Origin of the sequence: Acinetobacter calcoaceticus (assembly GCF_900520355.1) — a bacterium.
Classification (GTDB): Bacteria; Pseudomonadota; Gammaproteobacteria; order Pseudomonadales; family Moraxellaceae; genus Acinetobacter; species Acinetobacter calcoaceticus_C.
Genome location: NZ_LS999521.1, coordinates 1936676 through 1948941, shown reverse-complemented (window position 1 = coordinate 1948941; position 12266 = coordinate 1936676). Strand labels below are relative to the sequence as shown.

Genomic DNA, 12266 nt, shown 5'->3' with positions numbered 1-12266 from the left:
TTTTATTTCAGTTAAGATTAGTGTAAATACTTATAAAGGATCCCTATTAAAGTGTTAAAAAGTATGAATAAAGAGACTCTTTCGGTTGTTTTAATTCCCGGTTATATGCTTGATGAGTCTCTCTGGGATGAAGCCGTAAATGAGATGCCTAAAGAGTGGGAAATATTTCGGGCTACTTTAAAAGAAGGGCGGACCATAAAAGAAATTGCCCAAAATATCGCTGAAAATGCACCAAAAAACTTTATTCTGATTGGATTCTCACTTGGAGGCTATATTGCTAGATCTATAGCGGAACAATTTCCTGAAAAGGTTAACGCATTAATCTTAATAGCTTCTTCATTATGCTCTGATAGTGAAGAGCAGAAAAATCAAAAGTTAACTGCTATTAGGCTTAAACTTTAATTTTTTCGGATGGTTATGCTTTTAAGTTTCACAAAAAACACGTTAATTACAAATAGCAATACAACAATTACATTATAAAACATAATATCTATCATACTTCCTTAAAAAGCTGAATGAGTAGCTGGACAATAAAAGGGAGAAAAGGAGATGCCACAATATTTAATCATTGCTGAGAATGTGTACAAAAAGATTGAGGACAAAAATTTATTTTCAGAAAACTCAGCAGAGAACTTAAATCAGTTGGTTGGTGTAATTCGTAAGGAAATTAAAGGAACTAAGTTTAAACTTAAATATAATTTTATCGATTTTGAGGAGTGCTTAACCAAGCCGTTAGAAGAGTGCGCGATTAAGTTGGATATGAGTCTCATGCCCAACCATAAAAATAAAGATGAATATATACTTTGGCTCGCCGGCTTTATTGAAAGAATTACCACAGGAGGAGAGGCTAAGCTTCCTCCGATCTCAAAATTTATTCCTCCAGACTTTAAGTTTAACTATGAAGAGCCTCCTAAAGTGTCATCGAAAGGTGATGATGGAGAGATGATTATTAATTATTTCAAATCAGATGCCTTCACTAAAATTATAAAAGAAGAAAAATAAGTTTAAAAAATATAGAAGTGATCGTCTACTACACTTCTATATGTCGCTGTAAATTCAGCAACCGCCTTCTGGGGCGGTTTTTTAATTTAACTCGCCTTATTCTTATAAAATATATTGTTATAACTTTTCACAAAAGTTTGCATAATGCACAGAATCAGATTCATTAGACTAAAAACAGATACAACCTTCAATGTTAGTTTTAAATTTACTTAACTACCTTTTGGAGATATATATGTTCAAAGCTATGTTTTTCTTTAGTGCGGGTGCTGTTTTCGGTTACTGCTGTAGACACAAGGAAGAAAAGGCTAAAGAGGAAAATTCCTCTAAATAAGCTAAGTATATTCATAGAGAACTTACTGCTGAGTTGGTTCTTTATAAGGAGGTGTCTATGCTCCACAATCTTAGACAAGTTTTCTGTATTCACATCTGGGAATATGATTTTGATATTGCTCATGACGAAATTAAAGAATGCAGAAAATGTGGAAAAATTCATAAATTGAAGAGTTTCCAAAAATTCACTTAAGATTTAGATTAATACTTTTAGACTTAAGTGAATATTAAAAATTAAATAGGCTTAATATTTTAAATATTGAGCCTATTTAATATAGAATTTGAATCGATGGCTTTTAGATGAAATTAAAATACCAATCAATTTAATCAGAATATAATTCAAACCCCATCACACTTCAAAAAAATAACTAGTTGCATTATACACAACCTATCAATTAAAATTAAAAAACAGCAACAATTTAATAAAAATTATAAACTTATTTTATAACTGAAATCTTATACTTATATCTTTTAAACAACGAATAAGGAGATAAATATGCCAAAATACTTATTATTAGCAGAAAAAATTAATAAAAATATTAAAAGTAAGTCTTCAAACAATCACTTTAAAAACTTAAATAATCTCATTATAGAAATTAAAAAAGCCATTACTGGTACAGAATTAAAATTTTTATATAACTTTGTGAACTTCGAAGGTACGGTTGTTAGTGTAAAAAATGAGTTACCCATTAAATTAGATATGAGTTTGATTCCAAAACATAAAAATGAAGATGACTTTATTTTATGGCTAGCAGATTTTATTGATCGAATCACCGTAGATACCAGCAAAACAGCCATCAAATGAGAAAGATCCTAGTAAGACAAGATCACTTTCAAGGTTCTTGTTTAGGCGCTGAATTCATATCGTGTCGAACTCTACTTATATTTTCATAAATGATTTTACGCATTCTGTTTACTGCCCCCAATGGCTTATGTTCGGGTAAGGCATGCCACGGCGTAAAAGATAGATTTTCACAGAACTTATTTTGCTCAGGTGTGTCAAATTCCTGCTTTGGAATATGAATAGTCGCTACTTGATAAAAAGGAGCTGCTCTCTCATCCCATTCTGTCATCGAGTCTTCTACTAGCATTTTATTTGAGGTCCGCGGCTGAATAAGGAACTCCATACATGCATCAGTATTTTGCAAAGTATTCTTTAAAGCTTCTCTTAAAAAATCATGACTCGGATTTTTAGGTAGATTGTTTGCTGTCACTGAGCAAGCACGTACTGAATATTTAACTGCTTGTCGATCATTACCAACCCCCAACTGATAGGGAACCATAGACCAGTAACGTGCATGGAGCGGATTTGCAATTTGTGAGTTACGTGCTCCAAGTGCATTCATTGTTCCTTTAAAGCCTAAGGCAAACGGAATATGAAGTTTTCTAATCATATTATGGCTATTCACATCATTCATAAAAGAAAGGTATCGTTTAGCATCATTCGCAAAAAAGACTGGGTGATTAATCATAATAAAATCTTGGGTGGTTGCTTGCTTTTCACTTTCTAAAATTTTCTCTCCAGATACACCTAAAAGTTTTATCGCTATGCCACGTGCGTCTTTCTCAATGTCAGCACTAGTGGCATCATTTGAAGCATTGGAAAAACGAATCCATGCTTGATAACTTTGGTCGGGGATAAATACCCCTTTAGCAAACTGAGTCGGTATATTTTTTGAGACATGAAATTCAGCTCGAACACACCCATGTGCTTTAGGATGGGCATCACGTAAAGCATTTCCCGCCGTATATTGTTCACGAATTGACTTTTCAATGACTTGAGCTATGTTCTGGGCTAACACTTCCTCATTAGGCTGTAACTTTTCCCCTAAAGCTGTATCAACTTCTGGATAAGCGATACTTTCTGAAGATATCTTTATTGGTATAGTTCTTTGGGTATGTAAAACTTCACTACAACCTGTTAGTGCAAACACAAGAGGAGTAAATACAAACAATGCCTTAAAATTTATAGGCTGAATAAAATTTGTCATTTATTATCTCCTCAGTGCAAAAAATATTTTAGGATAATATTAAATTTATTGTTTAACTTTATTTTGAGCTTTATAAAAATATTAACTGTAAATAATTTAAACCTCATTGTTACTTATCTGAACAATAAAATAAGAATTATTATTTAATATAAAACCTCTTAATACATTAAGAGAATGACGACATGATAACTAACCCACAAAATATACAAAATAATTCTAATTCATCACTACATCCCATCACTCAAAATACACTTATTGATCGGTTTAGTCCTATCTATTGGAGAATAGACGGTCCACAAACGATGTCTTTTGCTATTACTAATTATGGAAATGGTTTTGAAGCATCTTTTAGAGCGCGGATGGCAAATGATTTGGTAGGAATTACGTGGGATTCTTATGACACTAAAGACCATAAATTTTTAGCTTATCAAACCAAATATAGCTATGCAGGGGTAGTTTGGGACTTCGATATTGAGTTATCTGCCACGATGCCAGTGCTGAACAATCCAAGTTTAACGCCAACTTTAACGGTATACTATAATGAAAATGGTGTAGATAAAATTGCCTATGTTGTCTTATTTAGATACGCAAATAATCCTTCATCTCGTACAGCGCATATTCATATTAACTGGGATACAGTAAAAGCCGGCTTTTCTGCTACAGATAGCTTCCCAGTCACCAATATTCAGCGGATCTCATTTTCCGGTTTCACTAGCCATTATAATAGCCAATCAGCCACACCTTTAAGCCAGCCTGAAGATGGCTACATTCGCCTAACCAACTCGGTTGTTACCGGAACAAATGCAAAGTTAAATCTGAGTCGTGTTGTTGTGCCTCAGCATAGCTATGGCATCTGTACCAGCTATGACGACCATTACGATTTAAACCCGCAGCGCTTAGTCAACAATATGGCTGCTTTGGGATATCAAGGTTTGGTTAACCACTATTGTGGAATGTCGCATTACCCTGAAATGAAATGGAAAAGTGATATTAATAAATGGCAAATACCAGATACATTGGTGACGGGTGAGGCTGTTGTTAACTCATGTACTCGTAAATGGCATGAGAAATATGCTCAGGCTTTACATAACGCCAGTATGCAACCCATCTTTGGGGTAAGTTTTGAAATGTATTCCTTGGGTGCCAACGAGTTTTGGGCACAGCGTGACTGGAATAGTAATTTAGGTAAAACAGGCTACCAACCACCGAGCTATTTTTTTAGTTTAAGTGACCAAAATGCATTGGCCTACCTACATAAAGTCTTTATTGAGTTTGCAGATGCAATGGTTGTAGGAGGATGTGCTGTAAATATGCAGATTGGTGAGCCGTGGTGGTGGTATAACACTGGCACAAATTTACCTTGTGTGTATGACTATCCAACAAAACTGGCCTTTAATGCAGACACAGGTTTATATGCGCCAGATTTAGGCACAATTTATGAGGCAATGAATAAAACAGGAACGCCGTATGATGAGTTTAAAACATGGCTTAGAAATAAATTAGGGCAAACCTGTCAAAACATTCGCACCGTTATCAAAGCCAAATACTCCAGTGCAAAAGTTAGCCCACTCATTTTCTTTCCTTCTATTCAATCTCCAATTCAGACACTAGCAACTTATATTAACTATCCAAGCACGCACTATTCATATCCTAATTTTGATTACATGATGACGGAAGCCTATGACTGGCTATTAGAAGCTCGCTTAGACTTAGCACATCAGGCAGTTTCCCAAATACCTATACAAGGTTTGGGCTATCCTGCAAATAAAGTCGTTTATTTATCCGGATTCGTTCCTGATGCATCTATTGCCTATATTTATGGATTTGATAAAACAAAACCTTATCGAACACCCATCTGGCAACGAATTTTTGGTGACATGAAAAATAATGTTTCTTTGGGTTTAATGAAGCAATTTATCTGGGCATATCCACAAATCATGTTTGATTCAATTACCATCGATACTACTCAAGCCCCAAATGGCTTTTTTGTAGAAAATACGCTTTATTCTCCAATTAGTGATAACACACCATATCCACCAGATATTTACCTATAAGTAAATATAAGCCGTTTATAAGATAAGTGATTTGATAAGAAACCTCTTCAAGCAAGAGGTTTCCTTCTTTTTGAAACATGGGCTTGCTTAGACGTATCCGACTGGCTATGCTGTGATAGCTTGTCATAAAAGCCAATTTTAATTTAAGCAAATTAAGCTCTTGTATTACTGTTACATAATCTATTTTGCTCGACTATAAATACCGAATGATTTAAAGGAAACCCAAAGATGAAATCTCGTGCAGCTGTCGCCTTTGCCCCAGGAAAACCTTTAGAAATTGTTGAAGTTGATGTTGCGCCACCTCAAGCGGGTGAAGTTTTAATAAAAATTACCCATACAGGGGTATGTCATACCGATGCTTTTACATTATCTGGTGATGATCCAGAAGGTGTTTTCCCGGCAATTTTAGGTCATGAAGGTGCAGGTGTTGTGGTTGAAGTCGGTGAGGGCGTAACAAGCGTTCAACCAGGTGATCACGTTATTCCACTTTATACAGCTGAATGTAAAGAATGCTTATTCTGTAAATCCGGAAAAACTAACTTGTGTGTTGCCGTACGTGCAACTCAAGGCAAAGGTGTAATGCCGGATGGCACCACGCGCTTTTCTTACAATGGCGAACCGATTTACCATTACATGGGTTGTTCAACCTTTAGTGAATATACGGTAGTTGCAGAAGTATCTTTAGCTAAGATCAATCCTGAAGCGAATCACGAGCAAGTTTGTTTACTTGGATGTGGTGTGACTACGGGTATTGGCGCCGTGCATAACACAGCAAAAGTACAAGAAGGTGACTCTGTTGCTGTATTTGGTTTGGGTGGTATTGGTTTAGCTGTTGTACAAGGCGCACGTCAAGCGAAAGCTGGGCAAATTATTGTGGTAGACACAAACCCAGATAAATTTGAACTTGCTAAGCAGTTTGGTGCTACAGATTTCTTAAACCCTAAAGATTACGATAAACCTATTCAGCAAGTGATTGTAGAAATGACAGGCTGGGGCGTAGATCATTCATTTGAATGTATTGGTAACGTCAATGTTATGCGTTCGGCTCTAGAGTGTGCACATCGTGGTTGGGGACAATCGGTTATTATTGGTGTTGCTGGTGCAGGCCAAGAAATTTCGACTCGTCCATTCCAGTTGGTTACAGGTCGTAAATGGTTAGGCACTGCTTTTGGTGGGGTAAAAGGCCGTTCACAACTTCCAAAAATGGTTGAAGATGCGATGAAAGGTGAGATTCAACTTGAACCTTTTGTCACTCACACCATGCCTCTACAAGACATTAATACAGCTTTTGATTTAATGCATGAAGGTAAATCAATTCGTACTGTCATTCATTTCTAAATGAAATAAAAAAAGGGCTGTGATTCAGCCCTTTTTTACACTTCATAGTTTATATCTTAAATTGCATTACCACACATGTCAGTTGTGCCCTGAGGGTAGTTAAACTGTAGCGAATTACGGTCAGTAATCAGTTCATTTGACAATTCTTGTCCAAATAATTGATTAGAATATATTCCTATACTACTTGAGACAGAAAAACGTATATTCTCTAGTGGAGCAGGTAAAGTAGATTGATACCCCTGATCAACACCATTTACAATAAAGCCAACCTGCTTAGTTTTCTGATTAATATACATCCCTAATCTTTGGTATTCATTTGAATTATTTGTCATGTTTTGACCTTTATAATATGGATTGTTAGGCCCACTATTATCACTAAGTCGATAAGCTACATAATAGTTTAATCTAGCAGGATTCTCACCAAAATCTGGATCATACCCCCCCATATCAAACCAATAGTTGGATCTAATTGTATAACCATTATTTGTTACCCCACTAAATCCAATGCTAGAGGAGTAATAAGTAGAATTTCCAAGTGATGAACTCCCAAGAGTTGATGTTGGAATTTTAAGTTCCATTTCAAATGCAATAATACCTGTGTGAGGTATCGTTAAATCACCAATTTCATTAACCGAATTCAGACTATCTACTTTACTTGTAGCTACATAATCTACGTAGCCATACTGACTTTCTGGCGTAGGTTCTACTTTAAAACCAAATTTTTGACCAGTTATCAATGGGAATATTTTCATAGGAAAATCAGGGTGTTCATTATTCCATAGATCGAGATCTTCCTGAGTTACATCAAAATTGTATTGGCACACTGGGGCAGAATTAAGGGAATTTGTTTTTGCCAAAAGGGTTTGAGACGTTAATTTTTCATTCTTTGCAGTTGATGAAAATTTTTTAGATGCTACTTTTGGGCTTGACTCGCTATGCGTTACTGTATTGGTATTATCAGAAGATACTTCATACATGGCCCAGCATAATGTCACTGCACTAACAGCAACTATACCTATTTTTTTCATAAACATTCCTATCTAGTTAAGTATTAAATTTTTAGAAAGTAGTGATAAATTAAAATTTATTATTAATTTTTAAATATTTGAAATTATCAGGTTTATAAACTATTGAATATGATTAATCATATTCAATAGTTACAGTAGCCATTGCACGAACTTTACCAGGCGTAACATTTGCTGCCGTTTGATAGTAACGAGCTGTTAAAGGAACATCATATTGAATGGTTTGATTTGATTTCACTGTTCCCAATTCTAGTTTATTACCTAGGCCAATAACTTGATTCTTATTTTGATAATTCCATAAAAGTTGAACTCCAACACCGTTTGCTTTAGTTGCATTTGGTTCAAGATTTTTTAAAACTTGGGTATTAGTGCCGTCTTGTTGATAATCAAAACTCAAACTAATGAGGTTTTTCTCTTCATAACCTGTTGGGTTTACACCACCATTACACAAAATATTTAGATCGAAAGACTGGTCTCCCTGAGTTGAACCAACACCTTTGAACCCAGCCTTTGTAACCGTTGGCAGCTGTACTTGTTTATTAATAGCACCACGCCATTCACAAGATGAAGAGGCAATAGTAATCGCATTACCATAAACTGTACTGGTTAAAAACGGACGATCACTTCGGTTTCCAGCATAATAAGTACTATAAACACCAGGAACTAAAGTTCCGGATCCAGTGTTTTCAGCTGTTTTCACAATTTCTACAACAAAATAACCTTCCGCAAGGTTAATGCGAGTGCCTGGGACACGACGAGTATAAGGGTAATAGCCAGAGAAATTTCCAGCATTAAACGCTTCACGATAGAGACGAATACCAATTCCCGGAATATTTGTTGAATAGATGCTATCACCAAGTATACTAATTGGGTAATTCTGTAATAACTGTGCCACCATCATATCTGTGCTATTACAGGTATATGTAGTATAAGGATCTGGCCTGATCTCAAAAAGTGATTTAACTAAAACTTTACCTACAGGGTCGCTTGGCCGAACTACAACTCGTCCAACCCGCATAGGAACATCAATTGTTTTGAAGCCCGAACTAGTTGAACACGCAGCTTGAGTTGCCGTATTAATACAAAAACCTACTGCAACTAATGCACTGTTTAAGAGTAATTTTTTCATTTGCAGACAGCCTCAGTCATTACCATGCTTTGTTGCTTATTTTGCAACTGATTACTGATGTTGTACTCAACCGAACAACGTTCATTACTTTCGTCGCCCCATTTCACATAAAGACGATCTTGAGCAAGAGGAGTACGTAAGTAAATCATACTACCTTGCGCAACAATACCCACAGCTTCATCTTTCTGATTAAAGACTTGAGCTGCAAACGGTAAACTGTTGCCTTCAGCAGTTTTACTATTAATGTAAACTGCATAACCAGTTTTAGTTGCAAAATCAACTTTAGCAATTGCACCAGCAAAAGGTGCAATACGTTGACTCGTTTCTTCAAGTTCTACTTGGCTCGACATCTCTTGTGGATCAAGAGTAATGTCATTAAGACGGTACGGAGTCACATACGGAATAACCGCATAACCTGCCTTATTCACACTTAAACCAACGGTATTATTAACTTTAGCTCCAGCTGCATCAGGTGCATGCACAAGCACCATCGTTTGGCCTTGTTCAGGTCCAAATAAAATGCCTTCTGAATGTGCAACCACACTACCACTTAAGCTAACCATTGCTTGTTGGTAAGAATCAGCAATACTATAAGAGCCGCCAACAGTTGCATAGTTAGTACGATAACGACCATTTGCGTTAAATGATGGATTTGCATAGTCCTGATGCGAGACAGAAGCACCATAACTAAAGCGATCACCCACCATTCCGCTTGCGCCAACAGTACGGCTATCTTCAGAAGCAGTAACGTTGACGTTGACTGAGTTCTTCTTGAAATTAATTGGGAATGAAAGCGTCATTAAATATTCAGTATCATGCGACGTATCATTTGAACCGTACTCAATCTTACGATTAATTGCAGATAAACCATAGGTTAAACCATGGTAGTTATTGCTATAACCAATTTGGTACTGTTTAGTACTTTCGCTACGGTTCCAGTAGTCAACCCATGAGCCAACTACATAGAAATTACCCCAACCTTCAGGTAGCCCTTGGTTTAAAGTAATTTGGAATTCACTGCGCTGATGACCCGCAGCAGCATAGGTATTTACGCCTTTTTCTTCTAAATCACGAATAAGCAAAGCATCACGTAATTTATAGAAGTTTTCTGTTGAGTAACGATAAGCTGCCAGTGTTAAGTTTGTGTTGGTTGGAGTAATTAACTTACTATAACTTAAACGGAAACTTTGCCCAGATTGTGATGACTGCTTTTCAAAGTCAGCCTCAGAGTGGGTAACATCTAACGCAACCGCACCGATTGGTGTAGCAAAAGCAGCACCTAATAACACAGCGGCATAGTTTTCCGTTGCTTGGATGCCTGTATAACCTGTTAGATAGTTGTTAATCCCTTGCTGATATTTACCCTGAACAACCCAAGGATTAATATCAATGTCTTGATCGCGGAACTGCCCCACAGTTAAAGAGTAACGGTTTACACCCGGACGCAACATTTGTACAACTGAAGCATACGGAACCGAGAATTTTTGTATTTGGCCATTTGCTTCAATAATAGAGACTTCAATCTCGCCACCAAAACCAGTAGGGTAAAGGTCGTTAATTTCAAAGTTACCTGGCGCAACAGTTGTTTGATAGATAAGTTGGCCTTGTTGACGAACTTCAACTTTTGCATTGGTTTTTGCATTACCACGAATACGAGGGGCATAGCCCAACATACTATTTGGTAACATTCGATCATCACTTGAGAAATCAATACCACGATAACCAATAGAGTCAAATACTTCGCCGTTTGTAAAACTATCACCTAGCGTTAAAACACCGCGGTATTTAGGAAAGGCTCTTTGTAAATATGTACTTGTTTCTTGATAATCAGATTTAGATTGATTTTCAGCTGGGGTATCTTGCCATTGCCATTGGCCATTATGACGTAATTGCCAACCTGCTACATTTAGTCCAGCTGTAACGCCCATAAATGCGTTTGTTGTTTCGCTTCGGTCACCAGACTGACTAAATGTTTTATAGGCACTACCACTATAAGATAGAAAACCAGCATTAATACCTCGATCCCATACACTCGGGTCGACATAGCCTTGCGCATTTTTTTGCAAAGCAACTTGCGGAATCGAAATATCTACACGTAAACGAGATGTATCAAATTCATAAAATGCATTTTCAACCCACTCTTCAATTTTATAGCAACTATTATTTTCTTTTTGAAGGGTAGTATGCTTCGACAAAACGTCTTGTTTAACGCCGTACTCAAGGAGGTTCATTCCTGTAAAACACGTTTCTGCATTTTTATTAGGGTCTAATGCTTTAAAGACCATGCGACGTTTACCAAACCATTGACCATTTACATATAGATCAACGTTATATTCACCAGGTAAAACAGGATTGCCGTATTTAAAACGAGAAATATCGACTTTTTGTGCATCCCCAATTAAAAAAGCAGAATCGAATTCAGCCTCTACGGGAGCACTCGTAGCTGTTTCTTCAGCATGCACGAATACAGGCATTGTCATTGTAACAACACCAGAAGCCAAGTAGTAACAAATATGGCGTTTTAATAATTTATAAGATTCTTGCCTTTTTTTTGGCATAGCTAAGTCCGCCTACACATATAGGTGCTTAAATTTATTAAAAAGATAAATCTGATTACTAAAGTTTTATTGGGTGTTCGACTCGACCACCGTAGTCATTGACATTAATAAAACTCATATCTTGAAGATTGCCATTCTTAAGCTGAACTGACGCTTCAGAAAAAGGCTTAATCATTAGCCCTTGAGGTAATAAATCAACTTTTTTATCACCTGCCTTTTGGTAAACAGAAGTCAACGTGATATGAAAAGGAGTTGGATTTTTTACCGTTAAACTTTGACCAGATTTAATCCATTGAAGCTTATCTGATGCTAAATTCGCATCTTCTTTAATCGATGATGGACGATAGAAGAACTTAATACGTGAACGAATTGCAAGTTGCAGGAAATTATCAGGTGTCGTATCTTCACTTTTTGAAGTAGGTCTAGGTGGAATATCTAAAATATTCAACCACAAAACTGTTTCTTGCTTCTGATTTAATTGAGAAGCATTTGGCAAAGCGGTAATACGGAGGGTCTGACTTTTCGTTGCTTCAACACGAGAAATAGGAGGAGCAATCATAAAAGGAACTTTTGATTGGTCTGGTGTACTTTTTGGGTCACCTTCATCAATCCAAGCTTGGACAAGTGCTGGCTTTGAACCGTTATTGCTAACTTGTAGCGTAACTTCTCTAGCATCCGACGGATAAATTACACGGGTGCCATGAATTACAATTTCTGCTTGAGTAGCAGGTGCGACAACCGCTGAAGCAAATGCCAAACCTAACAAAAAATTATAACTGTTCAATTTCATTTCAGAATTCTCAACCAAGAAAGATTCGGGAAGGTGTTACACAAAACAG

Annotated in this window: 9 protein-coding genes and 1 pseudogene; 5 read left to right on the top strand and 5 right to left on the bottom strand. The window is 36.6% G+C overall.

The window, feature by feature from the left end; all coding sequences use genetic code 11:
- Positions 1-63: 63 nt before the first annotated feature.
- The 3 genes and pseudogenes from AC2117_RS09340 to AC2117_RS09330 form a co-directional block, all read left to right on the top strand.
- A pseudogene (locus AC2117_RS09340) lies at positions 64-393 on the top strand (alpha/beta fold hydrolase); the annotation flags it as partial.
- Positions 394-549: 156 nt separating this feature from the next.
- Positions 550-1002 (top strand): hypothetical protein, encoded by a 453-nt coding sequence (locus AC2117_RS09335; RefSeq protein ID WP_133973595.1) that lies wholly within the window; start codon positions 550-552, stop codon positions 1000-1002.
- Between the two features lie 826 nt (positions 1003-1828).
- On the top strand, positions 1829-2137 hold the full coding sequence (locus AC2117_RS09330) for a hypothetical protein (protein ID WP_133973593.1): 309 nt from the start codon (positions 1829-1831) through the stop codon (positions 2135-2137).
- 28 nt (positions 2138-2165) lie between these two features.
- Here AC2117_RS09330 and AC2117_RS09325 read toward each other — a convergent pair whose 3' ends face one another.
- Positions 2166-3323: a catalase family protein gene (locus tag AC2117_RS09325; RefSeq protein WP_133973592.1), complete on the bottom strand. Its 1158-nt coding sequence runs from the start codon at positions 3321-3323 to the stop codon at positions 2166-2168.
- A 182-nt stretch (positions 3324-3505) separates the two neighbouring features.
- On the opposite strand from AC2117_RS09325, the gene AC2117_RS09320 reads away from it, so the two are divergent.
- Positions 3506-5377 carry a phage capsid protein gene (locus AC2117_RS09320; protein WP_197731013.1) on the top strand — a complete coding sequence of 624 codons (1872 nt, stop codon included), beginning with the start codon at positions 3506-3508 and terminating at the stop codon, positions 5375-5377.
- 228 nt (positions 5378-5605) lie between these two features.
- A complete protein-coding gene (locus AC2117_RS09315) occupies positions 5606-6715 on the top strand; it encodes an S-(hydroxymethyl)glutathione dehydrogenase/class III alcohol dehydrogenase (protein WP_003651772.1) in 1110 nt (369 codons plus the stop codon).
- A 56-nt stretch (positions 6716-6771) separates the two neighbouring features.
- Here the strand turns inward: AC2117_RS09315 and AC2117_RS09310 are convergent, their stop codons facing one another.
- The 4 genes from AC2117_RS09310 to AC2117_RS09295 all read right to left on the bottom strand — a co-directional run bounded on the left by AC2117_RS09310 (position 6772) and on the right by AC2117_RS09295 (position 12217).
- On the bottom strand, positions 6772-7743 hold the full coding sequence (locus AC2117_RS09310) for a DUF4882 family protein (protein WP_227549248.1): 972 nt from the start codon (positions 7741-7743) through the stop codon (positions 6772-6774).
- 112 nt (positions 7744-7855) lie between these two features.
- The gene (locus AC2117_RS09305) at positions 7856-8869 is read right to left on the bottom strand and encodes a fimbrial protein (RefSeq protein WP_133973587.1); all 1014 of its coding nucleotides are present in this window, start codon (positions 8867-8869) and stop codon (positions 7856-7858) included.
- Complete coding sequence (locus tag AC2117_RS09300; protein ID WP_133973585.1) at positions 8866-11427, bottom strand: fimbria/pilus outer membrane usher protein; 2562 nt, start codon at positions 11425-11427, stop codon at positions 8866-8868. Before AC2117_RS09300 ends, AC2117_RS09305 begins: the two co-directional genes overlap by 4 nt.
- A gap of 58 nt (positions 11428-11485) precedes the next feature.
- On the bottom strand, positions 11486-12217 hold the full coding sequence (locus AC2117_RS09295) for a molecular chaperone (RefSeq protein ID WP_145988275.1): 732 nt from the start codon (positions 12215-12217) through the stop codon (positions 11486-11488).
- Between the last annotated feature and the right edge of the window lie 49 nt (positions 12218-12266).